The 26,994-nt window shown below is 45.0% G+C and carries 29 protein-coding genes; 14 read left to right on the top strand and 15 right to left on the bottom strand.

The window, feature by feature from the left end; all coding sequences use genetic code 11:
• Positions 1 to 12 precede the first annotated feature (12 nt).
• From mgtE to ACLI1A_RS03955, 6 genes are all read right to left on the bottom strand, one after another.
• A complete protein-coding gene (gene mgtE, locus ACLI1A_RS03930) occupies positions 13 to 1,365 on the bottom strand; it encodes a magnesium transporter (RefSeq protein WP_411406296.1) in 1,353 nt (450 codons plus the stop codon).
• Complete coding sequence (gene rsmA, locus ACLI1A_RS03935) at positions 1,355 to 2,134, bottom strand: 16S rRNA (adenine(1518)-N(6)/adenine(1519)-N(6))-dimethyltransferase RsmA (protein ID WP_411406298.1); 780 nt, start codon at positions 2,132 to 2,134, stop codon at positions 1,355 to 1,357. The genes mgtE and rsmA overlap by 11 nt, the downstream gene beginning before the upstream one ends.
• Positions 2,135 to 2,186: 52 nt before the next feature.
• Positions 2,187 to 2,510 carry a DUF4286 family protein gene (locus ACLI1A_RS03940; protein WP_411406300.1) on the bottom strand — a complete coding sequence of 108 codons (324 nt, stop codon included), beginning with the start codon at positions 2,508 to 2,510 and terminating at the stop codon, positions 2,187 to 2,189.
• A 241-nt stretch (positions 2,511 to 2,751) separates the two neighbouring features.
• Complete coding sequence (locus ACLI1A_RS03945) at positions 2,752 to 3,705, bottom strand: L-threonine 3-dehydrogenase (protein ID WP_411406302.1); 954 nt, start codon at positions 3,703 to 3,705, stop codon at positions 2,752 to 2,754.
• 220 nt (positions 3,706 to 3,925) lie between these two features.
• Positions 3,926 to 4,891 (bottom strand): OmpA family protein, encoded by a 966-nt coding sequence (locus ACLI1A_RS03950; RefSeq protein ID WP_411406304.1) that lies wholly within the window; start codon positions 4,889 to 4,891, stop codon positions 3,926 to 3,928.
• Between the two features lie 63 nt (positions 4,892 to 4,954).
• Positions 4,955 to 5,716, bottom strand: coding sequence for an exodeoxyribonuclease III (locus ACLI1A_RS03955; protein ID WP_411406306.1), 762 nt, complete (start codon positions 5,714 to 5,716; stop codon positions 4,955 to 4,957).
• 134 nt (positions 5,717 to 5,850) lie between these two features.
• Between ACLI1A_RS03955 and ACLI1A_RS03960 the strand changes: the two genes are divergently transcribed.
• Positions 5,851 to 6,636, top strand: coding sequence for an alpha/beta fold hydrolase (locus tag ACLI1A_RS03960; RefSeq protein ID WP_411406308.1), 786 nt, complete (start codon positions 5,851 to 5,853; stop codon positions 6,634 to 6,636).
• 498 nt (positions 6,637 to 7,134) lie between these two features.
• On the opposite strand, the gene ACLI1A_RS03965 is transcribed toward ACLI1A_RS03960, so the two are convergent.
• Complete coding sequence (locus ACLI1A_RS03965) at positions 7,135 to 7,614, bottom strand: hypothetical protein (protein ID WP_411406310.1); 480 nt, start codon at positions 7,612 to 7,614, stop codon at positions 7,135 to 7,137.
• A gap of 278 nt (positions 7,615 to 7,892) precedes the next feature.
• Between ACLI1A_RS03965 and ACLI1A_RS03970 the strand changes: the two genes are divergently transcribed.
• From ACLI1A_RS03970 to ACLI1A_RS03980, 3 genes are all read left to right on the top strand, one after another.
• Positions 7,893 to 8,099 carry an addiction module protein gene (locus ACLI1A_RS03970; protein WP_411406312.1) on the top strand — a complete coding sequence of 69 codons (207 nt, stop codon included), beginning with the start codon at positions 7,893 to 7,895 and terminating at the stop codon, positions 8,097 to 8,099.
• Positions 8,099 to 8,392 (top strand): type II toxin-antitoxin system RelE/ParE family toxin, encoded by a 294-nt coding sequence (locus ACLI1A_RS03975; RefSeq protein ID WP_411406314.1) that lies wholly within the window; start codon positions 8,099 to 8,101, stop codon positions 8,390 to 8,392. Before ACLI1A_RS03970 ends, ACLI1A_RS03975 begins: the two co-directional genes overlap by 1 nt.
• A 148-nt stretch (positions 8,393 to 8,540) precedes the next feature.
• On the top strand, positions 8,541 to 11,963 hold the full coding sequence (locus tag ACLI1A_RS03980) for a hypothetical protein (RefSeq protein ID WP_411406316.1): 3,423 nt from the start codon (positions 8,541 to 8,543) through the stop codon (positions 11,961 to 11,963).
• A 61-nt stretch (positions 11,964 to 12,024) separates the two neighbouring features.
• Here ACLI1A_RS03980 and ACLI1A_RS03985 read toward each other — a convergent pair whose 3' ends face one another.
• On the bottom strand, positions 12,025 to 12,384 hold the full coding sequence (locus tag ACLI1A_RS03985) for a hypothetical protein (RefSeq protein ID WP_411406318.1): 360 nt from the start codon (positions 12,382 to 12,384) through the stop codon (positions 12,025 to 12,027).
• 430 nt (positions 12,385 to 12,814) lie between these two features.
• On the opposite strand from ACLI1A_RS03985, the gene ACLI1A_RS03990 reads away from it, so the two are divergent.
• From ACLI1A_RS03990 to ACLI1A_RS04015, 6 genes are read left to right on the top strand one after another with little or no spacing between them, the layout of a single operon-like run.
• Positions 12,815 to 13,210, top strand: a complete 396-nt coding sequence (locus ACLI1A_RS03990; protein ID WP_411406320.1) for an OB-fold protein — start codon at positions 12,815 to 12,817, stop codon at positions 13,208 to 13,210.
• 1 nt (position 13,211) lies between these two features.
• Complete coding sequence (locus ACLI1A_RS03995; RefSeq protein ID WP_411406322.1) at positions 13,212 to 14,054, top strand: DUF5777 family beta-barrel protein; 843 nt, start codon at positions 13,212 to 13,214, stop codon at positions 14,052 to 14,054.
• A gap of 18 nt (positions 14,055 to 14,072) precedes the next feature.
• A complete protein-coding gene (locus ACLI1A_RS04000; protein WP_411406324.1) occupies positions 14,073 to 14,432 on the top strand; it encodes a cytochrome c in 360 nt (119 codons plus the stop codon).
• Positions 14,433 to 14,450: 18 nt separating this feature from the next.
• Positions 14,451 to 14,993 (top strand): YceI family protein, encoded by a 543-nt coding sequence (locus ACLI1A_RS04005; RefSeq protein ID WP_411406326.1) that lies wholly within the window; start codon positions 14,451 to 14,453, stop codon positions 14,991 to 14,993.
• 6 nt (positions 14,994 to 14,999) lie between these two features.
• Complete coding sequence (locus ACLI1A_RS04010; protein WP_411406328.1) at positions 15,000 to 15,521, top strand: ankyrin repeat domain-containing protein; 522 nt, start codon at positions 15,000 to 15,002, stop codon at positions 15,519 to 15,521.
• A 9-nt stretch (positions 15,522 to 15,530) separates the two neighbouring features.
• The gene (locus ACLI1A_RS04015) at positions 15,531 to 17,210 is read left to right on the top strand and encodes a T9SS type A sorting domain-containing protein (RefSeq protein WP_411406330.1); all 1,680 of its coding nucleotides are present in this window, start codon (positions 15,531 to 15,533) and stop codon (positions 17,208 to 17,210) included.
• Between the two features lie 383 nt (positions 17,211 to 17,593).
• Here the strand turns inward: ACLI1A_RS04015 and ACLI1A_RS04020 are convergent, their stop codons facing one another.
• Entirely contained in the window at positions 17,594 to 18,340 is a 747-nt protein-coding gene (locus ACLI1A_RS04020) for a DeoR/GlpR family DNA-binding transcription regulator (protein ID WP_411406332.1), read from the bottom strand.
• Positions 18,341 to 18,455: 115 nt separating this feature from the next.
• Here ACLI1A_RS04020 and ACLI1A_RS04025 point away from each other — a divergent pair, with 115 nt between their 5' ends.
• The 4 genes from ACLI1A_RS04025 to ACLI1A_RS04040 all read left to right on the top strand — a co-directional run bounded on the left by ACLI1A_RS04025 (position 18,456) and on the right by ACLI1A_RS04040 (position 20,054).
• On the top strand, positions 18,456 to 19,061 hold the full coding sequence (locus ACLI1A_RS04025) for a 5' nucleotidase, NT5C type (protein WP_411406334.1): 606 nt from the start codon (positions 18,456 to 18,458) through the stop codon (positions 19,059 to 19,061).
• A gap of 96 nt (positions 19,062 to 19,157) precedes the next feature.
• Entirely contained in the window at positions 19,158 to 19,475 is a 318-nt protein-coding gene (locus ACLI1A_RS04030) for a hypothetical protein (RefSeq protein WP_411406336.1), read from the top strand.
• Positions 19,476 to 19,487: 12 nt separating this feature from the next.
• Positions 19,488 to 19,778, top strand: coding sequence for a hypothetical protein (locus ACLI1A_RS04035; RefSeq protein ID WP_411406338.1), 291 nt, complete (start codon positions 19,488 to 19,490; stop codon positions 19,776 to 19,778).
• A gap of 3 nt (positions 19,779 to 19,781) precedes the next feature.
• Positions 19,782 to 20,054: a hypothetical protein gene (locus ACLI1A_RS04040; protein ID WP_411406340.1), complete on the top strand. Its 273-nt coding sequence runs from the start codon at positions 19,782 to 19,784 to the stop codon at positions 20,052 to 20,054.
• Here the strand turns inward: ACLI1A_RS04040 and ACLI1A_RS04045 are convergent.
• The 6 genes from ACLI1A_RS04045 to ACLI1A_RS04070 form a co-directional block, all read right to left on the bottom strand.
• Positions 20,051 to 21,226, bottom strand: coding sequence for an MFS transporter (locus ACLI1A_RS04045; RefSeq protein ID WP_411406342.1), 1,176 nt, complete (start codon positions 21,224 to 21,226; stop codon positions 20,051 to 20,053). The two genes, ACLI1A_RS04040 and ACLI1A_RS04045, sit on opposite strands and share 4 nt — an antisense overlap.
• Before the next feature lie 280 nt (positions 21,227 to 21,506).
• Positions 21,507 to 21,662 (bottom strand): hypothetical protein, encoded by a 156-nt coding sequence (locus ACLI1A_RS04050; protein WP_411406344.1) that lies wholly within the window; start codon positions 21,660 to 21,662, stop codon positions 21,507 to 21,509.
• A gap of 52 nt (positions 21,663 to 21,714) precedes the next feature.
• Positions 21,715 to 21,852, bottom strand: coding sequence for a hypothetical protein (locus tag ACLI1A_RS04055; RefSeq protein WP_411406346.1), 138 nt, complete (start codon positions 21,850 to 21,852; stop codon positions 21,715 to 21,717).
• An 18-nt stretch (positions 21,853 to 21,870) separates the two neighbouring features.
• A complete protein-coding gene (locus ACLI1A_RS04060) occupies positions 21,871 to 22,302 on the bottom strand; it encodes a hypothetical protein (protein WP_411406348.1) in 432 nt (143 codons plus the stop codon).
• Positions 22,303 to 22,497: 195 nt separating this feature from the next.
• On the bottom strand, positions 22,498 to 25,857 hold the full coding sequence (gene mfd / locus ACLI1A_RS04065; protein WP_411406350.1) for a transcription-repair coupling factor: 3,360 nt from the start codon (positions 25,855 to 25,857) through the stop codon (positions 22,498 to 22,500).
• Positions 25,835 to 26,539, bottom strand: a complete 705-nt coding sequence (locus ACLI1A_RS04070; protein WP_411406352.1) for a hypothetical protein — start codon at positions 26,537 to 26,539, stop codon at positions 25,835 to 25,837. The genes mfd and ACLI1A_RS04070 overlap by 23 nt, the downstream gene beginning before the upstream one ends.
• Positions 26,540 to 26,994 lie beyond the last annotated feature (455 nt).

Raw genomic sequence — 26,994 nt, forward strand, 5'->3', positions numbered from 1 at the left:
AAGCACTGCAGCTTAAAACCCAAGGATTATTTTGGCAATAGAAAAGTAAATTAAGATACCGCAAATGTCATTACTCGTAGTAATAAATGGCCCTGTAGAAAGTGCCGGGTCAAACCCAACACGGTTAAGCAATATAGGTACAAACGTACCAATGAGTGATGCTATTACAATAACCGATACCAACGATATACTTACTGTGATGCCCACAACATAGCTTACGTCGAGCAATACGTGGCTGCCCACAATAAGTATGGCTGCCAGCAGTGCACCATTAAGTAAACTAAGTAATACTTCTTTTATAAGGCGGTTCCAGAGCGACCCGCTAATACTGTTATTAGCCAAACCCTGTACAATAATTGCTGACGATTGTACGCCCACATTCCCGGCCATAGCCGCAATTAGGGGTGTAAAGAAAAATAGTTCCTTATGGTTGTTCATGGCACCGCTAAATCCGTTAAGGAGCTTTACACTTACAAATCCGCCCAGTAGTGCCAGCACCAGCCACGGCAGGCGTGCACGGGTAAGATCGAGGATGCTGTCATCGGCCTCTACGTCCTGAGAGATACCCGCTGCCAGCTGGTAATCCTTGTCGGCTTCTTCCTTAATTACGTCTACAACGTCGTCTATGGTAATGCGGCCTACAAGTCTGCCCAGTTCGTCTGTAACCGGTATGGCTTCAAGGTCGTACTTCTGCATTATACGCGCCACCTCTACATCGGGGGTGCTTACCTTTACAAAATCCACTTTAGGAATATATACGTCTTTAACCATGCTGCGGGTACTGGTTACCAGCAGGTCTTTTAAAGAGAGGCGGCCCTTTAGCCTGCCTTCGTCGTCTACCACATAAATAGAATGCACACGCTGCACATTAGCAGCCTGTTCACGCATTTCTTTTACACAGGTAAGTACACTCCAGTTTTCGTTTACCTGCACTAGCTCTTTACCCATAAGACCACCCGCTGTATCTTCGTCATAGCGCAGTAGGTCTACAATGTCTTTGGCGTGCTCTACGTCGAGTATTTCAGAGATTACCTCCTCCTTTACATCAGCGGGAAGTTCACCAATGATATCCGCCGCGTCATCAGTGCTCAGCTCGTCCAGCTCCTCGGCAATTTCCTTTGGCGAAAGGCCACGTAGGATTTTTTCGCGCACTTCTTCATCCAGCTCCAGTAGTATCTCGGCTGTCCTTTCGGTATCCAGGATGTGGAACAGGTAAATGGCATCAGCATCGTCCAGTTCGCCCATAATTTCGGCAATATCGGCGTAGTGAAGTTCATGGAACAGGTCTATCAGTTCCTTTTCACGGTTTTCGCTTACATATTGTTCTATCTGGGTAATAAACTCCCTGCTGATTTTAAACTCCATTGGCGGCTATCTTTTGCGTAAGGGTTATAAACTGTTCCACCGAAAGTTGTTCCGGACGGAGGTCAAAGATACTATCTTCCTTTAAACTATCAGAGGTTATATAGCTTTTCAGGCTGTTTCGCAGTGTTTTTCTGCGCTGGTTAAAACCGGCTTTTACCACGGCAAAAAACAGTTTTTCGTCTACCGGCAGGTGGTAGTTTTCTTTCCTCCTGAGCCTCAGCACCCCGCTCTTTACTTTTGGTGGCGGGTTAAATACGTGCTCGGGTACGGTAAACAGGTATTCGGCATCATAAAATGCCTGCACCAGTACCGATAGTATGCCGTAGGTTTTGCTGCCTTTCTTTTCACAAATACGTTCGGCTACCTCTTTTTGGAACATACCCGAAAACTCCGGTATCCTGTCGCGCATTTCCAGCGCACGGAACACAATTTGCGACGAAATATTGTATGGATAATTCCCTATAATAGCAAACGGGCTGTCGCCCATGGTAGTGGTAATATTGTATTTCAGGAAATCCTCGCTGATAATGTGGCCGTGCAGCTTAGGGTAGTGCGCATGCAGGTACTCTACCGATTCGGTATCGATTTCTATAACAAAGGTTTCTATGTCTTTTTCCAAAAGATACTTTGTAAGTACACCCATGCCGGGGCCTATTTCCAGTACTTTGCTGTAGCCCTGCAGGGTTAGCGAGTCGGCAATGTCGCGGGCTATGCTTTCGTCTTTCAGAAAGTGCTGCCCCAGGTGCTTTTTGGCTTTTACTTTATCCATGCTGCAAATATCGCTGTTTATGGGGAATAACCCTGTAGGGCACTTTATATTTTTATACAGACAAAAACTCCTGGATTATTTCCAGCTCAGTACGGAACTGTAGTATGCTTTCGCCAAAAAGTTGTTTCATTTCGGCACGGAAGGCGGGCGAGTGGTCACGATAATATTCATCAAGTTTCTCACGGCTGTCAGCAGTATATTGTACTGAGTAGGTAGCCCCGCCATGATGATGCTCATCGCCCAGTACCTTTACAATCTTTATTTTGCTAAACTTGCCTGTTGCCATTATTTCAGGCACGTGCTTGTCCATCATGTATTGCAGCCACTTTTCGTGTACTGATGGGTCTATGGCGCTGGTAACGTTATATATTATCATTTTTTTTCAGGTGATTCGGTTATACGTTAATTTACTGCGTCTGTTCGGGCAAAGCCCTCGGGTGGTTATTCGGAAAATCAAGGTCGTATTTTATACACACCCTAATCCACTACAAAGATAGTGCAGTGCCGTTATGGGTGTAATAATTTTTTGGTAATTTTTGTGTACGGGTGGGCTAATAAAAAACCCGGGCTTTCGTCCGGGTTTAATAGTTAAAGAAGTGTGTTAGTTTATGCGTAGTTTAGTCATTGTGTTTCAATTCTCTCAGGTGTACCAGCATATCGGTAGTCATGGTAGCAAGGTCAAACTCATGCTTCCAGCCCCAGTCGGTACGGGCACAAGTATCATCAATGCTTTGTGGCCAGCTGTCGGCAATCTTTTGCCTAAAGTCGGGCTCGTAGCTTATGGTAAACTCCGGTAACTCCTGCTGTATGGCTTCGGTTATTTCTTTCGGGGTAAAGTCCATAGCGGCCAGGTTGTAGCTGCTGCGTATTTTTATGTTTTCGGCAGGAGCCTTCATTATTTCTATAGTAGCGCGTATGGCATCGTCCATGTACATCATGGGCAGGCGGGTTTCCTCGCTTAGGAAACAGGTGTATTCACCATTTTCCAATGCCTTGTGGTATATATCTACAGCATAATCAGTAGTACCACCCCCCGGAGGCGTACTCCAGCTTATAAGGCCGGGGTAACGTATACTGCGTACATCTACACCATAAATGTTATGGTAGTATTCGCACCAGCGCTCACCGCTTTGCTTGCTTATGCCGTATACGGTGCTGGGCTCCATAACGGTATACTGAGGGGTGTTTTGTTTAGGTGTAGTAGGGCCAAACACTGCAATACTACTTGGCCAGAAGATTTTTTTAATCTTGCCGGCTTTAGCCAGGTTTAGTACATGAAACAGGGAGTTCATGTTAAGATCCCATGCAAAGGCAGGGTTCTTTTCGGCTGTAGCGCTAAGCAGGGCTGCCATAAGATATACCTCGTCTACGCCGTACTTTTCTATGGTATGCTCTATCTGGTTAAAGTCAAGAGCGTTTACCACTTCAAACGGTCCCGAAGCTACAAACTCAGGGTCAGTTTTGCGCACATCCGAAGCGATAACATTATCAGTACCGTATTCGGCGCGTAGTTGTTTCGTCAGTTCGGTACCAATTTGCCCACAGGCACCGATAATCAGAATTTTAGGCATTAGGCAGTGTTGTTTATAGGTGCAAAGATATACGTAATAAAATTACGAATTTTATTTTTTTAAAGGCTAAATGTAACATTTTTTTGCAATATTGTGATTGGATGAGGTGTTTTTAAGTGCATCACTCATCACAACTGAGATGGGTAGCCTGATTTTGCTAATAAAAAACCCCGCACAGTTGTAGTACGGGGTTACTCAAAAAAATACTATACAGTACTTATTAAATTTCGTTCAGCAGTTTGTTTAGCTCATCCAGCTTGGGTGTAAGGATGATTTCTATACGGCGGTTTTTGCTCTTGCCTTCGGCGGTGTCGTTTGGTGCTATTGGTGCAAACTCCCCACGACCAGCAGCCGTAAGGTTTTTAGGATCTACGTTTTTGTTTTCGCGTATAATGTTTACAATAGCCGTAGCGCGCTTGGTACTCAGATCCCAGTTATCGCTAATTTGAGCGTTGCCGCTATACGGTACATTATCAGTATGTCCTTCTATCAGTACAGATATATCCGGGTTATCAGCAAGTACTTTTGCTACTTCCTCAACAGCCTTACGTCCGTCTGTGCCTACAGTCCATGACCCTGAGCCAAAAAGCAGCTTGTTTTCCATACTTACGTATACCTTGCCGTTTTTATGCTCTACGGTAAGGCCTTTCCCCTGGAAACTATTCAGCGCTTTGCTCAGCTTGTCCTTAAGGGCAGCCATGCTTGCCTGTTGGGCATTCATTTTTCCTTCAAGTTCGTCTACACGGGCGCTGCGCTCCTGTAGTTCGGTTTTTAGTTTTAGCAGGCGTTCCTGCTCTGCCGCAAGGGCTTTTTCCTTAGCTTCCAGCTGTGCCAGTAACTCGCGGTTCTTTTTCATGTTGCTTTCCAGTGCACTGTTGCTGTCTTTTTCCAGTGCAGCATAGCTTGCCTTAAGGGCATCAAGGCTCTTTTTGGTGGCAGCCAGTTCGGTAGCATTTTTATCGCGGTCCTCAGTGGTTTTGGCCAGTTTGCTTTCCAGGTCTTTCGCCTTCAGGTCCAGCTCGTTCTTTTCTTTGGTAAGTGCCGCATTCTGGTCGGCCATATCGCGGTTTTCCTTTTTCAGGTCCGCGTATTTATTTTCAAGGTCTTTGTAAACTTTTTTAGAAACGCAGCTTGTAGTAGTAAGCGCCAGGGCCAGTACTGCAACCGAAATCATTTTAATCCTCATCGTGTAACTATTTTAGTGGTCGCGCTAAATATACGCTGATTTTTTACAAAAATGGTAATTTTATTAGTCAAATTCTACTAATACCGGGCAGTGGTCGCTATGTTTTGCCTCGGGCAAAATCACTGCGCGGGTAAGGCGTTCGCGCATGGGTTCTGTAACCAGCGCATAATCAATGCGCCACCCTTTGTTATTGTTGCGGGCATTGGCACGGTAGCTCCACCAGCTGTAGTGGTGTGGTTCTTTATTAAAATGACGGAAACTGTCTACAAAGCCGTTTTTAATAAACGCATCGAGCCACGCCCTTTCTTCCGGAAGGAAGCCCGAAACCTTGGCATTTCGTATAGGGTCGTGTATGTCTATGGCTTCGTGGCAAATGTTATAATCGCCACAAATTACCAGGTTAGGGTGCTCCAGTTTCAGCTGATTTATGTATTCCTGAAAATCGTCCATGTATTTAAACTTATGGCTCAGGCGGTCTATGTTAGTGCCGCTGGGCAGATACAGGCTCATGACACTGAAGGTGTCAAAATCCAGCCTTAGGTTGCGCCCTTCAAAATCCATGTGCTCTATGCCGGTGCCGTATACTACATTGTTTGGCTTATGTTTACTGAAAATGGCCACACCGCTGTAGCCTTTTTTCTGTGCGCTAAACCAGTAGTGGTAGGGGTAGCCTGCTTCTTCTATAAGGTTTACTTCTACCTGGTCTACGTTAGCTTTGGTTTCCTGTAGGCAAATAATATCGGGGTTGGCCTGTTTAAGCCAGTCTATAAACCCCTTGGTGTATGCGGCGCGGATGCCGTTTACGTTATACGAAATTATCTTCATGTCTGTTTTTTGGTTTTCCAAAAATAGGGATTTTTACTCTTTATACAAACCGGATAAATTTCTTAAACCTTTCTAAATCCTAAGCTCATAAACACCATTTTTAGTAATTTTGCAGCACTTAAAATCCTTCAGACTTGAAACAGCTCACTTACAAAAACATCTCCATAAGCTATACCGATACCGGCAAAGGCACTGCTGTAGTACTGCTGCATGGTTTTCTTGAAAACCAGGGGATGTGGAATTTTTTTGTGGCTGAGCTTGCCAAAAAACACCGTGTAATAACGCTGGATCTGCTGGGCCACGGTGCTACCGGCTGCCTGGGTTATGTGCACACCATGGAAGACCAGGCCGATGCCGCACAGGCTGTACTGCATGAGCTGCGCATACGCAAGGCTGTGTTTATGGGGCATAGTATGGGCGGTTATGTGGCTTTGGCTTTCGCCGAACTGTACCCCGATATGGTAAAAGGCATTATCCTGCAAAACAGTACCTCGCTTGCCGATAGCGATGAACGCAAGGCCAATCGCGATCGGGCCATTGCTGCCGTAAAACAAAATGCTACTGCTTTTGTGCGGATGAGTATAGCCAACCTGTTTAGCGAAGAGAACCGTGAAAAATTTGCCCCGGAAATAGAAAACCTGCGTGATGAAGCTGTGAAAACTCCTGTACAGGGTATAGTGGCGGCGCTTGAAGGTATGAAGGTGCGTAAAGACCGTGAGGTGTTGCTACACTTTGCGCCCTACCCTGTACTGCTGGTTTTAGGCCTAAAAGACCAAAGCCTTGTCTATGCCGAACATGCCCCGCAAATTGAAGGTACTGCTGTAAAACTTATTACTTACCCCGATGGGCATATGGTGCATATAGAAGACCGTGATGCCCTGCTTAAGGAAACCCTTGATTTTTTAAGGAATATAAAGTAGTTGTAATTACCTACTGTATGTAGCTATAGACATACAAATAGGTTCGAGACTTTTAGCTTGGTGCAACCATTGTATGCTTATGCATCCTTGTTTGTTGTGGCTTTTCTTTGAACCACTAAGCTGATTATTTCGGGTAGTTTGGTGTATGTGATTTTAAGACTTAAAAAGAAAAATATGGGTAGTCGCGCAGAATTTGATTTTTAGTTTTTGTAAGTTTTTGTTTGCTAAAATTAACATCTCAAATGTTAAAATATTGATATTGTGATTTTTAGAGTTGTTTTTTTGTTGCAAAAACATAATTGTAAAAAAATGAAAAATACCTACATATAGGTATTTTTTAATGATATGGAGTAACATAATTTAGCAACAGTTAATCGACCAAGTATTCTAAGAACAACTAACCATCAGGTTTAGGCAATCCCCTTTCACGAGGGGATTTTCTTATTTATTATGTATAGGTTTGATGATGTAAAACCTGCGAGTCATCCGTTTGGTTTTTTAACCTCTTATTCCTTCACCATAGCCGGCAAAGCCAAGAACTGTAAATATGAGCGCTGGTATGCCAAAAATAGCCAGGCGTATGAGTATGCCTATATAAAAGGTACGGGCGTAGCCTCTTAGTTTGGCAAAACAAATCAGGGCTATTATTAGTGACGGTGGTACACTGGCAAGAAGCATGGGAAGCGAACCCGGCCAGTGCATTATCCTGAAGGTAATGCCAATAATGGCCAACATCAATGTGAAGCCGGTAATAATACTGCCTATTATGTGTGCCGAATTAGTATGCGCAAAGGCACCTTTACTCGCCATTTTAGTCAACGGTACATTATTAAGCAGCAAAAATGAGAATACCAGGTAGAAATTAGCCAGTAAAAAAGTTCCGGCTACAAGGAGCATATTAGCTCCGGGTATATAGAACACTTTTAGGGTTAAACCAATAAGTATAATAAAGCCCAGTATTTTTTCGGTAAGTTTCATGGTGTGGTTATTAGTTTTAATACTGCAATATACTAAAGATTAATGAATAGCTGTGAGCGATCGGCTATCAGGAGTTAGCTATCAACCGGAACATCGTTTGTATCTATTATGGTAAAAAAAATCTCGAAAACCGGCTAAATCGAAAAACTTATCCATCTGAGTGAAGCTTCCAGCTACCAACAACTAACAACCGATAACCAACAACCATTCCCCTAAAACACACTATTTTTGTACTTTTTGGGTTTTATTAATATCTTTATAGAAAAGTAGCAGGGACAATGAATACAAAAGACCTCAATAAGTATAGTGATGCCGAAAAGATATTGATGGCAGAAGACCTTTGGGACAGTGTTGCAAAGGAAAACCTTGCCATACCTGAGGAAACTGCTTACGAAATAGATGTCCGACTTAAAAAACTTGAAGAGGGCAATACCCCGCTATACAGCTGGCAGGAGGTAAAAGACAGGATAAAACAGATACGATAGTGGCCGGTTTGCGTTTTACAGATGATGCTGTAAAGGATGTTGAAGAGGCTATACTATGGTATGAAGAGCAACGAACCGGACTGTCTTTTGATTTTGAACTCTGCCTTGAGGTGGCTGTTAGTGAGATAATCCGGAACCCTGAGGCTTTTCAAAGTAGGTATAAAAATGTAAAAATTGTTTTTATTAAGCGTTTCCCCTTTGGTATACACTATATTGAAACAGCCGAAATGATTATAGTAATTGGTGTTTTTCATACATCGCGCTCGCCTAAAAGCTGGAAGAAAAGAGGATAGTATTCGGTAAGTGTTAATTTAACTTCCCTTCTTTTTAAGATTTCGCCTCAAATGTATCGGTAAAGCTGCCAATAACTAACAACCGATAACCAACAACCATTCCCCTAAAACACACTATTTTTGTACTTTTTGGGTTTATAGGGTTAAGATGCTAAAAAACGCGGTTTTATGGTTACTGCTGTTCTGTGCTGCCGCTGTGCATGCCCAGCAGGTAAACACGCCTTATAAAACACGCCGAGTACTCCCCGTACACGACACCATACATATAGACAGCGTGTCGGTAAACCCCGGGCAATTCTCCCTTAAAGACGCCGCCGGTAAAGAAATAGACAGCACATTATACAGCGTAGATTTTGCCAAAGCCATTGTGGTCTTTAAAAATGGCTATACACCTGCCGACAGCCTGCAAATGGGCTACCTGGCATATCCTGATTTCCTTACCAAAAAGTACTCGCTGTACGACCGCAGCCGTGTGGTGCCAAATGATGCCGTTGCGGGCCAGCGTTACAGTTTTGACCAGGGTACAAATAACATACTGAAACCACTGAGCGGGCTTAATACTTCGGGTAGCATTACGCGCGGCATTACCGTGGGTAACAACCAGAATGCTGTGGTAAACTCGAATCTCGACCTGCAAATTACAGGAAAGCTGTCAGACAAGGTGAGCCTGCGCGCCAGTATACAGGACACTAACATCCCCATACAGGATGGTGGCTATTCGCAAAAGCTAGATGAGTTCGATCAGATATTCATAGAAATGTTCAGCGATAAGTGGGCGGTACGCGCGGGCGACCTCTTTTTGGAAAACCGACAATCGAAGTTCCTTAATTTCAGCAAAAAAGTGCAGGGGCTTAATACTACAGTAGTATTGGGTACTCCCGAACACAAAACAACCATAACAGCTGCAGCCGCTCTGGTACGCGGGCAGTACGCGCGCAGCACCTTTACCGGTACCGAGGGCAACCAGGGTCCGTACAAGTTAACGGGTAACAACGGCGAACTCTACGTGCTGGTTATATCGGGTTCGGAGCGGGTGTATGTAAACGGTGTGCTGCTGGAACGCGGCGAAAGCAACGACTATGTTATAGACTACAATGCGGGCGAGGTTACGTTTACTTCCCTGTTTCCTATTACCAGCGAAATGCGTATTAATGTGGAATACCAGTACAGCAACCAGAATTTTTCGCGCTTTGTAACTTACGGTGGTGTTACCCACGACGAGGAAGACTGGAGCATAGGCACCTACGTGTACAGCGAAAGCGATATGAAAAACCAGCCGCAGCAACAAAGCCTTACTGCCGAACAGGTAGCTGTTTTACAGGGTGCAGGCGACGACAGCAGCCTTATGGTGGCGCCGTCGGGGTATGTAGATACGTACAGCGAAAACAAGGTGCTCTATAAAAAAGAAACCATAGACGGTATAGAAGTATACGTATACAGCAATAACCCCGACGACGAGTTGTACAATGTTACTTTTACCAATGTAGGCACGGGGCTGGGGAACTATGTAGTTTCGGCTACAGCATCGGTAAGCAGGATATACGAATATGTGGCACCTATAGCGGGTGTGCCGCAGGGTAGTTATGAGCCTGTAATAAAGCTTACTGCCCCTGCCAAAATTCAGATAGCTACCGTAATGGGTAAGTACAATCCCGGTGAAAAAACGCTAATCGATTTTGAGGCAGGCATCAGTAACAACGACCTGAACCTGTATTCGCCCATAGACGATAATAACAACCAGGGTACTGCCCTGCGGCTGAATGCCAAGCAACGCATTTTTACACAGGAAAAATGGATGCTCGATGCCTTTGCAAATTATCAGTTTGTGCAAAAGGATTTCCGCACCATAGAGCGACTGTTTAATATAGAATTTAGCCGCGACTGGAACCTTACCAATGTGGTGACTACCGATTTTAACCAGAGTTACCTGGTGGCAGGTACCACGCTGAGGCTGCCTAAAAACGGACAACTAACCTACCAGGCCGAAAAGCTCGATTTTGGTAGCGGGTTTAGCGGTACAAGGCACGTATTAAACGGACAAATGACCTTTAAAAAGCTGTATGTGCAAAACACGGGCAGCATGCTGAAAAGTGATGGTAATTACAGCACGTCGTCTTTTGTGCGGAATGAGGCTTTGGCCAAATACCATTTTGGGAAAAACTGGGCAGGCAGCAGTTTCCGTGCCGAAAACAACGAGGAAAAGCTGAAGGAAACAGGTGCTTACAGTACCCTTAGCCAACGCTTTACCGAATACGGTGCCTTTATAGGTCGTGGCGACAGTACCAAGGTATATGTGGAACTGGGTTACCTGCAACGTGCAAACGACAGCCTTGTAGAGGGGCTGCTAAAACGTGTAAACACATCGCGGTCGTACTACCTGAAATCGCGCCTGCTGAAAACCGATAAGAGCGACCTTACCGTTTTTGTAAACTACCGCAAACTGAAGTTTACCGACCCGGCGTATGAAGACCAGCCATCGCTAAACTCGCGCCTGTTGTACAACGACCGTTACTGGGGGCAGCTGCTGCAGGTTACCACGGCTTACGAAACGGCTTCGGGTACCATAGCCCAGCAGGAATTTACCTATGTAGAGGTGGCACCAGGGCAGGGGGTATACATGTGGAATGATTATAACGGCGACGGCATACAGCAGCTACAGGAGTTTGAAGTGGCTCCGTATTCAGACCTGGCCATATACGTGCGGGTGTACCTGCCCAGCCAGGTGTATATAGGCACCCACCAAAACAAGTTTTCGCAGTCGGTTACCTTTAACCCGGTGCAATGGCAAAACGAAACCGGCTTTAAAAAGCTGCTGTCGTATTTTTACGACCAGGCATCGTATATCATTGACCGGAAGATAGAGCGTTCGGGTAATGGCTTCGACCTTAACCCGTTTTCCTCGTCCGATGAAAACCTGCTGGGGCTGAGCAGTTCGCTGCGCAACAGTGTTTTTTATAACCGGGGCAAGCAGGATCATTCGGTTACCTACACCTACCTGAACAGCCGCAGCCGCAGCCTGCTGTCGGTTGGCTCGCAGGACGGCAAGCTGCAAACCCACCAGCTACAGTACGCACACCTGATACAAAAAACATGGCTGGCATCCTTGTCTGTACAGGAGAGTAATAACACCTCGGCTGCCGAAAATTACGAAAGTAAAAACTACGACATAGATAGTTACCAGTTGGCACCCAAGCTGTCGTACATCTTCTCTAAAAATGCCAGCCTGGATATCTTTTTTGAATACCAAAACCGCAAGAACACCATAACCGGTATGGAGCAGCTGGACCAGAAACGTATAGGTACTTCGTTTAGCTACGCGTCACCACAGGGTAGTTTTACCACGAACGGCGAGTTTTCACTGTACAAAAATGATTTTACGGGTGAACAAACCACCGCTGCGGGTTACCAAATGCTACAGGGGCTTACTGCCGGGCAAAACCTTACGTGGCGCCTGTTATTACAAAAAAGCCTTACCCGTTTCCTGGATATGAACATAAGTTACCAGGGCCGTAAAAGTGAAACCAGCAAAACCATACATACAGGGAGTGTGCAGCTAAGGGCTTATTTTTAGTGGTTGTTATAAAAAAACCAAAGCAGCCCGAAGGCTGCTTGTATTAATTCTGTATTTAGGCTTATATCTGAGTATATGTCCATCCCAGTACGGTAGCCTTTCGCAAAACGATATGCTTATCTTTCCTCTTAAGGCTCTCCTCGTCTATTATATATATAACTTTATGAGTTTTTGTGGTAGTAACACCTAAATACCCAAAAAAAAGTTCTTTGGGACTAAACCGGCTAATGAAATCCTCTGTCATAATTCTTTTCTTGTTCTTCCTTAAAAATTTTTTCCTGGTTACAGTAATATTATTAGGGTTTAGCTTGCCTCCGGGAATACTGTCATAGATTTCAGCAGACACAAATCGCTTAAATTTCTCATGTTCAACAAACTTGTATTCATTAAGGTACACGTTGCCAGACATCTCTATATCCATTTTCGGATATTTATGGCATACAACACCTGAATTAACTCTTTTCAACACGATATACAAGGTATCCTGGGACTTCAGGTAATTTAAGTCCTGGCTAAAAAGTTTAGTAGAAATTAGTATAAGTAAAATTATTGTTTTCATGGTACAAATGCAGTTATGGCAATGCACTACTGGGAGTTAATCCTGGATATTTTCAGAATATTGGTGGTTTTTAAAGTGAATTGGTTATTGCATCAAATTTACGGAATTATTAATTTGATTTGTAGTTTATTATGTAGTGAGCTCCCCTATTTTTTACCCTACTTTCCTCAAAAATCAAATTCTAACCCAAACCCTGCAAATTCTAACCCGTAACACACCTATATCCCTATACGCGCGTGGGGTTTCGGGTCAATAATTACTTTAGTTGCATTAATTACCTAAATCTGCAAATATGAAAAAGAGCGTGCGCATTATCGTGGGGGCTGTAGTTGTTATTATCCTGGTGGGCGCTGCTGTGGTGTATGCCTGGATGTACAAAGGCGGGCGCAATGTAAGTACGGAGGCTCCTGCTTATACGGTTTCGGCTGAGGCCATTTCTACGGAATACCAGTCGGGCCAGCAAAAAGCCGATGCCAAGTACCTGAACAAAACCATAGCCATTACCGGTATAGTTACCGCGGTTGAAGACTCTATAGTAACGCTGAATGGAAGAGTGTTTTGCAGTTTTGGAGAAAAAACAAAACAACCCGAAGGCAGGGAAATAACCGTTAAGGGCCGATGCATAGGCTACGACGAGCTTTTTGGGGAGGTTAAACTGGACCAGTGTATTTTAAACGACGCCTTATAAAATGAGAAAACTATTATTTGCCGCATGCTTTGCATGCACACTTTTTGCCCATGCACAGGATGACCTGCTTAACCAGCTCGACTCTACCCAGGTGCAGGACACTTACGCTACCGCCGCTTTTAAAGGGCTTCAGGTAGTTACACTGCAATCTACTAAAATGCCTGCCGCTAATGAGTGGTACATGGTGGTGTCGCACCGTTTTGGTACCGTAAAGAATGGTTTTGATACCTTCTTCGGGCTGGATAATGCCACTACCAAGCTGGGTGGTATTTATGGTGTTACAAACTGGCTTTCGCTGGGTTTTTCGCGCCATACCATGCTTAAGGTATACGAAGGATCGGCCAAGTACAGGCTGGCACGCCAAAGCAAGGATTTTCCGGTAGACGTAGTGGGTTACAGTACAGTAGATATTAACTCGTTCCTTGAAAAAGACGATTACCCTAAATTACAATTTACCGACAGGCTTACCTATGTACAGCAGCTTATAGTATCGCGCAAGGTATGCGATGTGCTTTCGCTGGAAGTAGTGCCGTCATTCATTCACCGTAACCTGCACGATGCAGTACTGGAAAATGAAAACCAGGTATCTGTTGCAGCGGGCGGACGCATGAAGCTTACCCGCCGTATGTCGTTAAACCTGGAGTATGGTTACAACTTTGATAAGCCTGATTATTACAAGAATCCGCTGTCTGTGGGGCTTGATATAGAAACAGGAGGCCACGTTTTCCAGTTGGTGTTTACTAACTCGCAGGCCATGACCGAAAGCGGCTACCTTACTAATGCTGCCGGCGACTGGGGTAAAGGCGATTTCTTTTTTGGGTTTAACCTGTACAGGGTATTTTAATTTTAAGGAACTAACGACATGAAAAAATACACACTTTTTATACTTGTTGCTGCGGCTGCTTTTGCGAGTTGCGAATCGCATACGTACGAAGACATACAGGATGATACGGTAATAGTAGGTAATGTTACCTACGACGCGCACGTAAAAACCATTATTGACAACAACTGCATCAGTTGCCACGCCGATGGTGGAGCAGCGTCGTATTTGCCGCTTACAAACTATGATGAGGTAAAAACGGCAGTACAAACTACTGATTTGCTAAGCCGTATACAGCTGCAAAATGGGGAAGATGGCCTTATGCCTCAAACCGGGCGTATGGCGCAATCGAAGATTGATGTTATCCTGCAATGGAACACCGACGGATTACTTGAAAACTAAAATATGGGAGAAATGCTTATGAAAAAGAACACACTACTGCTGTTTGCCTTTATGATGGTTACAGCACTGTATGCCCAAAAGTATACTACAAAAACAGGTAATATAAAGTTTGAAGCCAGCATGCCTTCGTTTGAGGAGGTTGCTGCCGAAAACAAAACCGCATCGGCTGTTGTGGTGGGCGAAACCGGCGACATTGCCGTACTGGCACTTATGAAAGGGTTTCGCTTTAAGGTGGCACTTATGGAGGAGCACTTTAACGAAAACTATGTGGAGAGCGACAAGTACCCTAAGGCCACTTTTAAAGGTAAGATTGAAGGATTTGATGTTAGCAAGGTTACTGCCGACGGTAAAAACTATACCATAACCGGCGACCTTACCCTGCATGGAAAAACCAAGCACATAACTGATTCGGCTAAGATTACCCGCCAAGGAAACACACTAGTTATTACCGGTGCTTTTGAGGTGGTTCCGGCCGATTTTGATATTGAAATTCCTTCGTTGGTAAGTAAAAAAATTGCTGATAAAATAAAAGTTAGTTACACATTTCAACTTAATAAATAACAGCATATGGAAAAGCTTTTAATTCTCCTGGTTACTGTAATAGTGCCGGCTATGTGCCTGGCACAGGGCAAAGATGTTTTTGATACTGCCCGTAGCGGCACCGTAGACCAAATGAAAATACTGGTTCAAAAAAACAAGGATACCATAAATGCGGTAAGCCCTATGGGGTATACTCCGCTGCTTTTGGCCTGTTACCGCGGTAATGTGCCCGTGGCAGAATATCTTATAGGCAGCGTAAAGGATGTTAATGTAAATACATCAAACGGTACTGCACTGGCTGCAGCTGTAGTAAAAGGAAATGTAAAGCTTGCCAAACTGCTGCTGGAGCATAAAGCTAACCCCAATATTGCCGATCCGGCAGGGGTAACCCCACTGGTATATGCTGTGCAGTTTGAAAACATAGAACTGATAAAGCTGCTATTGCAGTACAAGGCTGACCCTACGGCTAAGGACAACGAGGGGCATAGCGTGTACGATCATGCAGCTTTCAGCAAAAACGAAGAAATCATTAAACTATTTAAAAAGTAAAAAACGCTTATGAAAAAAACGCTACTCGCCGCAATTGTTGCGCTGTCAACAACCGGTGCTTTTGCCCAGAGCAAAACCACGGGGTCGGTTACGCTTACTACGGGAATGACCGCTAAGGTGGACCTGAACAACGACACATCAACTGCTACGCTTACCCTTACCGGGCCTCAGGACCGCTGGATAGCGCTACAGTTTGGTTCATTTACCAATACCCAGGGTATGGCTACCGGTATGGATATGGTGTACTACAACGGAACCACTCTTGTAGACTGCCATATGAATGGTGAAGGCGCCACCCCTATAACCGATACTAACGACTGGACAGTAACCAGCAATACAGTAAGCGGAAGCACCCGTACTATAGTGGCCACAAGGGCATTTACAGGTGGTACAGGTGATTACACTTTTGTATACAGTAATACTGATATTGACTTTGCATGGGCTAAGGGCAGCAGTGCCAGCTATACGCTAAGCAACCACGGTAGTGGTAACAGGGGTTACAAAATAAACCAGTCGTTTAGCTGTATGCCGCCAGATGCTCCTACAGCAGTGGCACAGTCGTTCTGCTCGGGTGCTACAGTAGCCAGCCTTGCAGCTACAGGCGGTAGCGGTGCCAGCTTTAGCTGGTATACTAACTCAACAGGAGGTACTGCACTTGCTTCTACAACTGCACTAAGCAGTGGTAACTACTACGTATCTCAAACACTTAGCGCCTGCGAAAGCGCGCGTACACAGGTAGCGGTAACCGTTACTAGTGTTCCGGTGCCTACAGCGGCTACCACACAGGCATTTTGTAATGCTGCTACCGTGGCCGATCTTACCGCTACAGGACAGGCCGGTGCTACCGTTATATGGTATGGTGCCGAAACCGAGCCTTTTGCACTGGAATCTACCACTGTACTTACTAATGGCGGTACTTACTATGTAGGCCAAACACAAGGTGACTGCTCTAGCCAAAGGTTAGCAGTAAGCGTTACTATAAATACTACCGCTGCACCGGGTGCGGCTGCACAATCATTTTGTGGTTCGGCTACCGTATCGGAACTAAGTGCTATAGGTACTGCCGTAAAATGGTATGCTACACAGGGAGGTACAGCACTGGCACCTACTGCTGCGCTTAGCACAGGTACTTACTATGCTACCCAAACGCTTAATAACTGCGAAAGTGCTACAACTGCTGTTGATGTAATGGTGAGCGCAATACCGGATGCCCCTACAGGTGCCGCTACGCAAACTTTTACAGCCGGTGAAACCGTAGCCGACCTTATGATAGGTATTGCTGTAGGAGCCGATGTACAATGGTATGTTTTTGATGAAGACGTGTATGTGGCCATAGAGAGCACAACTGCTCTTGTAGACGGCATGACGTATTATGTTTCTCAGGAAGTAAACAACTGTGCAAGTACTTACCTGGCTGTAACTGTAACACAGGTAGCAGGTACTGATAGCTTTGGCCTTGCCGGCCTTAAAGCATATCCTAACCCTGCGGGTAACGCTGTTACGGTAAGCGCAGGTACTTCAATAGCTAATGTATCGGTTCATAACATATTGGGTCAGCAGGTATTGGTGCAGTCTGCAAATGGTGCCAGTACCACGCTGAACCTTTCTGCCCTTACTGCGGGTACGTATCTTGTAAAAGTAACGTCTGATAAAGGTGCTACAGCTACACTACGTGTTGTAAAACAGTAAGCAGGGCTTATAAAAATTAAAGGTTTTTCTTATTTTTTAGGTTGGTAAACAGGTCGTTCCCGTACGGGAATGGCCTGTTTTTTTTGTTTCCATTTTGAGCCAAACGCGTGGAGTAGAAAAATCTCGTGTTAGGATTTACGTTATATGTCTCCTATCGTGTGTACACACCTTTGCGGCTTGGCGCCTTTGCGAGAAATTTTCTACCACAAGGGCCACAAAGTTTTTCACAAAATCCACAAAAGCCCCAAATTATACTTAACACGAACACCAAGGCTTTCCTTTGGAAAGCTGGAAAGTTCACAAAATAACGTTAGTCCACACTATAAATCTTTGTGAGGGAGTACTACGAAGCAATCTAATAAAATATCAGCAGTGATGGGAAATCACACCACATTCAGCCCCAGGTCGCGGTAGGGTTGCAGCTTTTCATCATCCGGTTCGGCTTCGGTAACCAGGGTATCTACTTTGGTTATTGGGCATACAAAGAACGCTTCGGCAGTGTCTATTTTTTGCAAGGTGCTTAGCGCAATGATCTGCGCAGCGTTTTCTACCATATTACGTTTTACAAGGCTATCCTCGTAGCTTCGTGCGGTAAGGCCTATGGTGTGTATGCTGCTCACCCCAAAAAAGTAGATATTAGCACGCACATTCCGCACCGTATCTATAGCCTGCTGGCCTATGGTAGTAAAAGCGGTCTTGTAAAGCCTTCCCCCGGCAAAAATCACTTCTGCATTCGGGTGGTCTTCCAGTACGTCAGCCACAGGGAAACTGTTTGTTACCACAGTAACCTTCAGATCTTTCGGCATCATTTGCGCCACTGCGAGTACCGATGTACCTCCGTCCATAAATATTGTTTGTCCGTTCTTTATAAAAGGTATGGCTTTTTCGGCGATGCGTTTTTTCAGGGAAATGTCAAATTTCTCCCGGTCGCGGTAGTGCTGCGGTATAGTACTGGTGGCTATGGCGCCGCCACGCACGGCTTTTAGCAGGCCTTGTATATCGAGTTCCTTAATGTCGCGTCGTACGGTATCTTCAGATACATTCAGCAAACGGCTCATTTCACCCAGCTGCACACGGTTGTCGCGGGTTAAATGTTCCAGTATCAGCTGCAAACGCTCTTCTTTAACCATGATGTGTATTTGTTTACCGCAAAGATACAAAAATTTAACCTTGCAAAACTTTGCAAATATTTGCAGTATATTGCAAAATGTTGCTATCTTCGCTGCAAATAAATGCAATAACCCCATGAGCACCTCAGAAACAAAACGTAAAACAATTGCTATCGACATGGACGGCGTACTGGCCGATGTGGAGACGCAGTACCTTAACTGGTACGAAAAAGAGTATGGAACAAGGCCGGAACGCGAAAGCATGCTGGGCCTGATGGAATGTGATGCCCTGCCAAACGGAGCCATAGCCAAATTTTTGGTTACGCCGGGGTTCTTCCGCACGCTGCCGGTTATGGAAGGCGCGGTAGAAGCGGTAAAAGACCTGATGATAGATTATGATGTGTATGTAGTATCGGCAGCTATGGAGTTTCCGCTGTCGCTGTACGAAAAAAAGCTGTGGCTGGAAGAACACTTCCCGTTCATTTCATGGAAAAACATTATTTTTTGCGGCGATAAAAGCGTAATTGATACTGATTTCCTTATAGACGACCACTGTAAAAACCTTGACAACTGCCCGGGTAAGCCGCTTATGTTTACGGCTTTCCATAACGTAAATAAAGACCACCACCAGCGTGTGAACCACTGGAATGAAGTGCCGGATCTGGTACGTGACCTCACACACGTACGCCAGAAACTTGCTGAAATTCCGTCTGTAAAAAATATAGACAGGCCACGCTGGTAACGATTTTCTGATTTTTTTTAATAGTTCCTGCTTCCCGCCACGGCGGGATTTTTTATTGGCTATAATTGTGTACATTTGGTGTAAACCGACCTGATAATGAAACATCTTTTTTCGCAATTACTTCTCCGTCCTGATTTTTATGCAAAACGTGTTATGCAGTGGCAATTGGGGTTGTTTGTTTTGGGTGTGGTATGGTGCTTTGTTTTTCCTACCCAAGATAGTGAAGCAATAGCAATTATTTTGGCACTGTTATGGCTGCTGTCTACAATTGTAAACGTAGTAGTGCTTGTGTCGCTTTTTTTAAAACGCCCACGATTGTATCTGCTTTATGCCTTATTTCTTATATTGTTACCTGTTGTTTTAGGTGGTTGTAGTTTTATGGCGGTAATTATTACTTCGGGGTATTATTGTTAAATAGGATAAAACATGAATGAAGATATACACCCTGATATAAAAACGGCACAGCACATAATGATTACAGAGTTCCTGCTGTTCATTGCGTTTTACGGATTGGCACTGTGGAACAGTTTTACAGTATATATAGCGGTAGGATTGGTGCTTATTTCAATAACGGTAAACATATTCTGGATTGTCCGCCTGTTTATAAACAAACCGCCAAAATATATCGCTTATGTTGCGGGTTTATCGCTACCTATAACGGCACTGTTTATTCTTGTTATGTGGGTGTTAGGCGAGTTAAGTAAGATTCAATGTTAGGCGATGAAAACTAAACTTATCCGCAATACACAGCTTTTGTTGTTCTTTGAAGCCATAATATTCCTCCTGGGGCTTTTATTGGTGATTGAACCTGTGGCAGGTATTTATTATTACTTCTTGTGGTTTGGCATTGTTTGCATGGCAAACCTGGTTGTAATCGTACGCTTAATAATGAAAAAACCTAAAACCTATATAGGTTACTGCATTTCTCTATTTATACTGCCCATAATTGCAGCCACAATACTGTGGTTTGTAATTGAGTTAATGGTGGGTTAAACCACCGCCTTATTCCTCCGCTGCCACATCATGGTATATACTATGGCAATAACCACTGCAAACGCCGCAAAGTAAAACACCATAGGTATTCGTACCAGGTCATTAGCGTAGTACCAGCCCGCTATGGCGGCACCAAAACCTATGCCGGTTTCCATAGCCATATAGCCCGTAGCTACAGCTTTACCGCGATGTTCGGGACTGCTGAGGTCTACCATCCAGGCGTTAATAGCAGGCGATAGTATGCCCTGGGCTATGCCGTATACTCCCGCCGCAAACAACAGAAATAATTTTGTAGTGGCAATTCCCGTAAGTACCAATGCTATAAATAATACTACCAGTCCCCAACGCAGTACCGTAACGCGTCCGTATTTGTCGCTTGCCTTTCCTGCAAGGAAACGCATGGCCAGTGAGGTTAGGGTAAGCACCATAAAAAACATCCCTTTGTTTTTTATACCCAGTGCTTCCGATTCGTCGGGTACAAGCGTAAGCATCGCACCGTACGAAATACAAATGAGCAGGTTTACAAAGGCAGCCGGTACGGCAGCTTTGAGTATAATATCCCGGCGATTTATTTTTAGTAAAGATGGAGTAAACTTCTGGTTTTCTTTAAGAGTTTCCTTCATGTTCATAATGATGAGCACGCTAAGCAGCGCCAATCCCGACGATACATAAAACAACACGTTGATACTAAAGTGCAGCGTTATGAGTCCGCCCAGTGCCGGGCCTGCCGCCATACCGGTGCTAAAGCACAGTCCGTGTATGCCCAGCGCTTCGCCCCAGCGTTCCTTAGGGGCTATGTCGGCTACGTAGGCCGCAGTGGCCGTGGGCTTAAAGCCCGTAGAAAACCCGTGCATCAGCCTCAGGAATAAAAACCCTGCTACCGATGTAAGTACGGGGTACAGCAACCCGCACACAAAACACACTATACTGCCCACCGCCATAACGGGTATGCGCCCCACGGTATCGGTAAGGCGGCCGCTAAATGGGCGCGATATACCTGCCGTAAGCGTGAACAGTGCTATAATAAGCCCCTTGTATTCGGCACCGCCAAGGCTGGTAAGGTAGGCCGGGAGTTCGGGTATCAGCATGTTAAAGCTTGCCGAAAACAATAGCGAGCTAAGGCACATAAGGCCAAATTGCAGGTTGTAAATAGGGTGGGGAGTCTTTTCCATAATGCGCTGCAAAGGTACTCCTTTAAGTCGAAAGTCTTAAAGGTAAAAGTCAAAAGCAGCTACGAAAAGTTCTGAGGACACGAATTAACAAATAATCGAATTACCTTATAGCCAAATTGGGTGAGTGTTAAATCCATATAATCCCTGGGATGCTTTTTTCACGGTCTGTGTTTGCGAACGCAGCGCGTCATCTTATTAAGTAGTTGTATTTGTCCCGGGGGGTTGTGGTGCTGTATGGTGGTGGGTGTGCAAAGGTTAGAAATTATCAAGATTTTTATCTTTAATCTTCTTTAGTTCCAAAATTTCCTTCAGATATTTCTCCCTGGCGCATCAATTCCAAAAACTGTTTTACTTCGTAAGTAAATCGTGGGCGTGTAGCAGTTTCCTCATTTTTTTTGAGGTCTTCAAACGTTGAGAATTTTTGTGCAGCTTCCATTTGTGTTGTTTTTTAGACTGTTACAGTGTTGTAAAGATACAAATAATTATGTTTAAGTGATAACACTACTCAAAAACCACAGTGTACACCCCGGCATGAGTTGCAGTATGGTATTATGGAGCGTTTCCATATCGGTATGCTTGGGTTCCGGCAGGGAGTTTATGTAGGTGTGGATTTGATGGGTGGGCATCAAGTTTAGGTTAATGACTCAATTTTTATGACTGGTTTCAAGTCTTTCAGATATTTTAATAGAAATAAATATCATTAGATATAATGATAAAGTTGAAATCCAAACAAAATCAATAAGTTCTTCGAAGTTATTTTCTTTTTTATACGCAATGTATGTTAAAACAACTTGTAGACCAATTATTGCAGTCCCGAAGCCGGGTATTACATTTTCATAAACTAATTTACTTTTTTTCAGGGTTACGCTAAGTATTATAAAAAGGGGGATAATGTTTAATATAGTCCAGCATAGAGCTATAGATAGCGATAGCCCAATCAAAATCAGAAAATTTCCTTCAAAGATTTTCTTTTTAAAAATAAATAACTGGAGGAAGCTGATGAGTGTTAATCCGATAAAAATTAGAAGGGTGTTTTTCTGTTTATGTTCAATTTCAAAAAAATCTTTAAGCATCATATTGTTTTTTTAAAATTAATATCGTTTTCAAAAGTGTCAATGGAAATAGATAAGGTAAACCTACAAAAAATATTCAAATCAAAAAAGATTGCCACGGTCGTGCCTCCCTCGCACACGAGGGCTTGCCCAAACTGACGGAGCAATGACAATCGCAGAAAAAACTCAGCGGCTAAGTAGCTAAGTAGCTCAGCGGCTTTACTCAAAAACCATCCCCAACAAATCATGCGCCCTTTTAAGGCTGCGTACATTCTCAAAGGTAAGCAGCAGGCGCAGGCCGTTCTTGGTTTGTTTTTCTTTCATTTTGCCCAGGGTAGGAAACTGCTGTACAAATTTTATCACGCGGTGGAAATTACCACTCTGGTAAAACTGGCTGTTCTGGTCGCCTACAAAGTAGCCCACCATTTTATCCTGTTTTAGCACCAGTTTTTCAATGCCCATTTTAGTAGCCAGCCACTTAATGCGGATGCTTGTAATAAGCGCCTGCGCAGGTTTTGGCAATGGCCCGAAACGGTCGATAAGGCGTTGCTCAAAGGCTTTTAGCTCCTCCTCGGTTTTCAGGGTGCCCAGTTCGTTATACAGGTTCAGCCTTTCGCTAATGTTGTTCACGTACTCATCCGGGAACATCATGCTAAAGTCGCTGTCTATAGTCAGGTCTTTAACGTATTCTTTTTCGGTGTCGCCCTCTACCTCGTCGTACAGGTCCTTGAACTCGTTCTCTTTAAGTTCCTCAATGGCTTCGTTCATTATCTTCTGGTAGGTTTCAAAACCTATCTCGTTAATGAAACCGCTTTGCTCCGCGCCCAGTATATCGCCCGCCCCACGGATTTCAAGGTCTTTCATGGCAATGTTAAACCCGCTGCCCAGGTCGCTAAACTGCTCCAACGCCTGTATACGCTTGCGTGCTTCCTCGGTCATGGCGCTGTACGGTGGGGTGATGAAATAACAGAACGCCTTTTTGTTGCTTCGGCCCACACGCCCACGCATCTGGTGCAGGTCGCTAAGCCCGAAGTGGTTAGCATTGTTGATGAAAATCGTGTTTGCATTCGGTACGTCAAGGCCGCTTTCTATGATACTGGTGGCTACAAGCACGTCAAACTCACCCGCCATAAAGGCAAGCATCAGTTCTTCCAGCTTTTTGCCGTCCATTTGCCCGTGGCCTATGCCCACTTTGGCATGCGGCACCAGGCGCTGAATCATGCCGGCTACTTCCTTAATGTTCTCTATACGGTTATTGATGAAGTACACCTGCCCGCCGCGTTCTATCTCATAGGCCACGGCATCGCGGATAACTTCCTCGTTAAAGCCCACCACGTTAGTCTCTACCGGATAACGGTTAGGCGGCGGTGTGCTTATTACCGAAAGATCGCGCGCAGCCATCAGCGAGAATTGCAGCGTACGCGGTATAGGGGTAGCGGTAAGCGTAAGGGTGTCTATGTTTTCGGCTATGGTTTTTAGCTTGTCCTTTACGTTTACGCCAAATTTCTGTTCCTCATCTATAATAAGTAACCCCAGGTCTTTAAACTGCACATTTTTGTTAACCAACTGGTGCGTGCCTATGAGTATGTCCACCTTACCTTCGGCAAGCCCTTTCAGGGTTTCCGATTTCTGCTTTGCGGTACGGAAACGGTTCAGGTAGCTTACCGTAACAGGCATATCCTTTAAACGCTCGCTAAAGGTTTTATAGTGCTGAAATGCAAGTATTGTTGTAGGGACAAGTATGGCTACCTGCTTACCGTTATCTACCGCCTTAAATGCGGCGCGTACGGCAACTTCAGTTTTACCAAAACCCACGTCGCCACACACCAGGCGGTCCATAGGGCGTTCGCTTTCCATGTCCTGCTTTACGTCGGCGGTAGCGGTTACCTGGTCGGGCGTGTCTTCGTAAATGAATGACGATTCCAGCTCGGCCTGCAAATAACTGTCGGGCCCAAACTGGAAACCTTTTTCCAGCCTGCGCTTGGCATACAACTGAATCAGGTTAAAGGCAATGTGTTTTACACGCGCCTTGGTTTTCTGTTTCAGGGTTTTCCAGGCGCTGCTGCCTATTTTATGCACTTTTGGCGTTACGCCGTCCTTGCCGTTGTATTTCGAAATTTTGTGTAATGAGTGGATGCTCACGTACACTATGTCATTATCAGCATACACCAGTTTTATGGCTTCCTGAAGCTTGTTGTCGACCTCAATTTTTTGTAGCCCGCCAAACTTACCGATACCGTGGTCTATGTGGGTTACGTAGTCTCCCACGCTCAGCGAGGTAAGGTCTTTTATGGTAATTGCCTGCTTTTTGCTGTACCCGTTTTTGATGCTGAACTTGTGGTAGCGCTCAAAAATCTGGTGGTCGGTGTAGCAGGCTATCCGGTTTTCTTCGTCTACAAATCCCTCGAATATTGGGAAAACAATGGTTTTGTACTGCTTGTTAGCGTCCTTTTGGTTGGCGCTGTCCAGGCTTTCAAATATGTCGGCAAAACGCTTTGCCTGGGCCTCATTACTGCACAGTATATAGTTAGTATAACCATTGTTTTGGTTAATGTTCAGGTCGTTCAGCAACAGGTCGAACTGCTTGTTAAACGACGGCTGCGGACGTGTTTGGAATTCAAACGTCTGTTTTGCCTTAAACACGGCTTTGCTGCCTATTTCGGCTATGGTAAAATCAAGCGCCTTTTTTATAAAAGACTCCTGGTTTACAAACAACTCGGCGGGAGTGGCATGTTTTATCTCGGTGCTCAGCTTGCTAAAAGCATCGGTAGCACGTTCAAACAGGTTATCCAGCCTGTAAAACAACGCTTCGGTGTTTTCGAGCAGTAGTACGGTATTTGGGCTGATGTATTCCAAAAAGCTTTCGCGCGTTTCGTTCACCAGCTTGTTTTCCACATTTGGGATTACCGTAATTTTTTTCTTTTTCTCTACCGAAAGCTGGGTAGCCACATCAAACGTACGGATGCTTTCCACCTCGTTACCAAAGAATTCTATACGGTACGGGTTGTCGTTACTAAACGAAAACACATCCAGTATGCCACCACGTACGCTAAATTCGCCCGGTTCGGCTACGAAATCCACACGGCGGAACTCATACTCAAACAGTACCTCATTTATAAAGTCGATGCTCACCTGGTCGCCCACGGCTATCTTCAAGGTATTTTTGTCGAGTTGCTGGCGCGTAACTACCTTTTCAAACAACGCTTCGGGGTACGAAACAATAATGGCGGGCTTCTTGCGCGAGTTGATGCGGTTCAGCACCTCGGCACGCAGCAGCACGGCAGCGTTATCGGTATCTTCTATCTGGTAGGGGCGGCGGTACGAGCCCGGGTAAAACAGTACATCGTCCTGGCCCACCAGTGCTTCAAGGTCGTTAAGGTAATAGGCAGCCTCTTCCTTGTCTTTTAAAATAAGCAGAAAGGGCAGTTCGCTTTCGCGGAAAAGCGGATCGGTAACAAAGGACAACGATGAGCCTATAAGTCCCTTTATCAGCACCTTATTGCCGGGTTGCTGCAGGGCCTGGGCTATTTGTTTTATTTTGCCCGATTCGTGGTATTTACGGATTATTTCGTTTTCCAAGACGTTTTCTGTTATAACCCGCACCATGGCCTGCCGGTGCATATGGGTTTACTTTAGGGGTTAACGGTTGTGCCTGAGGCAGGGGCCTGCCTTCCTCCATAGGTATATCATCGGGGTTGGCCAGCCTTGTGGTATCCAGGGCGCGCAGCATTTGCTCTTCGCCTTCTTCCTTAGGTATTTCGCTAAAGCGGATAATTTCGTCAAACTGGTTTTGTGTGGCAGTAAGCTCACGGGTTACATTACCTATAAGCGATATAATTTTTTTATCGGGTATGGTTTCCAGGTTCATGTACGTATACATCATCTGTATGTTAGTCACCACCACATCCAGGCGGGCGCGTACCTGCGGCTTATTAAAAAACGGCGGAATGTTGTCCCTAAGCACGCTGGCTTTGGTTACCATTACCTTCGCCTTGCGCTTAAAGGCTTCCAGGGTACCGGTAGGTTTTTGTTGCAGTTCGTTGTTAAACTGTTCCCATTCGTTCCAGCCGCTTATGCGCTGGGCTACCTTTGGGGCGGGTGGCGGAACATCAAAGTGCCAGTTGCGGCTCAGCACTTTTAGTATAGAGTCGTTCGTTTTCTCTGTGCGCTGGGTTTCCGCTATACGCAGTTGGTCATCGTCTTTGCAGGAGAACACCAGTAATGCCAGCAGGCTGAACGTTATTATCTTTAAATATTTCATGGATACAATATTGCCACGCAAAAATACAAATCCCGCGCCAAAGTTTTTCATAAATAAATTAGGGTTACTTAGTTTCTGGGCGTATAGCGGCTGAGCAAGAGTGTTTGTAGGCTTGAGTGAAGCTGTTCCCTTGTACAAGAGGGGTTAGGGGTGTGTTTATGAGACTGCTTCGTGCCTCGCAGTGACGGGGCGTGAAGAAAGCACTCTCAATCCGGTTTGTCATGGCGAGGGAGGCACGACCGCGGCAGTCTTTGTAGTTGTTTGAGATTGCCACACTCCGCTGCGCTGCGTTCGCAATGACAGCGCGTGAAGAAAGCATCCCAATCCGGTTTGTCATGGCGAGCGGAGGAACGGAGCGCGGCCATCTTTTTTAGCTTGTGAGTGAAGCTGTTCCACTTTTTGAGAAGGGTTAGGGGTGTGTCTGTACTGTTTGGGAATGTTCTTTTGTCTTGACA

This window comes from Flavobacterium sp. RHBU_3, assembly GCF_046613565.1.
Classification (GTDB): domain Bacteria; phylum Bacteroidota; class Bacteroidia; order Flavobacteriales; family Flavobacteriaceae; genus Flavobacterium.

What these genes read in the sequence shown, in the direction of transcription:
- mgtE (WP_411406296.1), bottom strand. Translation starts at nt 1,365, where the DNA reads ATGGAGTTTAAAATCAGCAGGGAGTTTATTACCCAGATAGAACAATAT.
- rsmA (WP_411406298.1), bottom strand. Translation starts at nt 2,134, where the DNA reads ATGGATAAAGTAAAAGCCAAAAAGCACCTGGGGCAGCACTTTCTGAAA.
- ACLI1A_RS03940 (WP_411406300.1), bottom strand. Translation starts at nt 2,510, where the DNA reads ATGATAATATATAACGTTACCAGCGCCATAGACCCATCAGTACACGAA.
- ACLI1A_RS03945 (WP_411406302.1), bottom strand. Translation starts at nt 3,705, where the DNA reads ATGCCTAAAATTCTGATTATCGGTGCCTGTGGGCAAATTGGTACCGAA.
- ACLI1A_RS03950 (WP_411406304.1), bottom strand. Translation starts at nt 4,891, where the DNA reads ATGAGGATTAAAATGATTTCGGTTGCAGTACTGGCCCTGGCGCTTACT.
- ACLI1A_RS03955 (WP_411406306.1), bottom strand. Translation starts at nt 5,716, where the DNA reads ATGAAGATAATTTCGTATAACGTAAACGGCATCCGCGCCGCATACACC.
- ACLI1A_RS03965 (WP_411406310.1), bottom strand. Translation starts at nt 7,614, where the DNA reads ATGAAACTTACCGAAAAAATACTGGGCTTTATTATACTTATTGGTTTA.
- ACLI1A_RS03970 (WP_411406312.1), top strand. Translation starts at nt 7,893, where the DNA reads ATGAATACAAAAGACCTCAATAAGTATAGTGATGCCGAAAAGATATTG.
- ACLI1A_RS03980 (WP_411406316.1), top strand. Translation starts at nt 8,541, where the DNA reads ATGCTAAAAAACGCGGTTTTATGGTTACTGCTGTTCTGTGCTGCCGCT.
- ACLI1A_RS03985 (WP_411406318.1), bottom strand. Translation starts at nt 12,384, where the DNA reads ATGGATATAGAGATGTCTGGCAACGTGTACCTTAATGAATACAAGTTT.
- ACLI1A_RS03990 (WP_411406320.1), top strand. Translation starts at nt 12,815, where the DNA reads ATGAAAAAGAGCGTGCGCATTATCGTGGGGGCTGTAGTTGTTATTATC.
- ACLI1A_RS03995 (WP_411406322.1), top strand. Translation starts at nt 13,212, where the DNA reads ATGAGAAAACTATTATTTGCCGCATGCTTTGCATGCACACTTTTTGCC.
- ACLI1A_RS04000 (WP_411406324.1), top strand. Translation starts at nt 14,073, where the DNA reads ATGAAAAAATACACACTTTTTATACTTGTTGCTGCGGCTGCTTTTGCG.
- ACLI1A_RS04005 (WP_411406326.1), top strand. Translation starts at nt 14,451, where the DNA reads ATGAAAAAGAACACACTACTGCTGTTTGCCTTTATGATGGTTACAGCA.
- ACLI1A_RS04010 (WP_411406328.1), top strand. Translation starts at nt 15,000, where the DNA reads ATGGAAAAGCTTTTAATTCTCCTGGTTACTGTAATAGTGCCGGCTATG.
- ACLI1A_RS04015 (WP_411406330.1), top strand. Translation starts at nt 15,531, where the DNA reads ATGAAAAAAACGCTACTCGCCGCAATTGTTGCGCTGTCAACAACCGGT.
- ACLI1A_RS04020 (WP_411406332.1), bottom strand. Translation starts at nt 18,340, where the DNA reads ATGGTTAAAGAAGAGCGTTTGCAGCTGATACTGGAACATTTAACCCGC.
- ACLI1A_RS04025 (WP_411406334.1), top strand. Translation starts at nt 18,456, where the DNA reads ATGAGCACCTCAGAAACAAAACGTAAAACAATTGCTATCGACATGGAC.
- ACLI1A_RS04030 (WP_411406336.1), top strand. Translation starts at nt 19,158, where the DNA reads ATGAAACATCTTTTTTCGCAATTACTTCTCCGTCCTGATTTTTATGCA.
- ACLI1A_RS04035 (WP_411406338.1), top strand. Translation starts at nt 19,488, where the DNA reads ATGAATGAAGATATACACCCTGATATAAAAACGGCACAGCACATAATG.
- ACLI1A_RS04040 (WP_411406340.1), top strand. Translation starts at nt 19,782, where the DNA reads ATGAAAACTAAACTTATCCGCAATACACAGCTTTTGTTGTTCTTTGAA.
- ACLI1A_RS04045 (WP_411406342.1), bottom strand. Translation starts at nt 21,226, where the DNA reads ATGGAAAAGACTCCCCACCCTATTTACAACCTGCAATTTGGCCTTATG.
- ACLI1A_RS04050 (WP_411406344.1), bottom strand. Translation starts at nt 21,662, where the DNA reads ATGGAAGCTGCACAAAAATTCTCAACGTTTGAAGACCTCAAAAAAAAT.
- ACLI1A_RS04055 (WP_411406346.1), bottom strand. Translation starts at nt 21,852, where the DNA reads ATGCCCACCCATCAAATCCACACCTACATAAACTCCCTGCCGGAACCC.
- ACLI1A_RS04060 (WP_411406348.1), bottom strand. Translation starts at nt 22,302, where the DNA reads ATGATGCTTAAAGATTTTTTTGAAATTGAACATAAACAGAAAAACACC.
- ACLI1A_RS04070 (WP_411406352.1), bottom strand. Translation starts at nt 26,539, where the DNA reads ATGAAATATTTAAAGATAATAACGTTCAGCCTGCTGGCATTACTGGTG.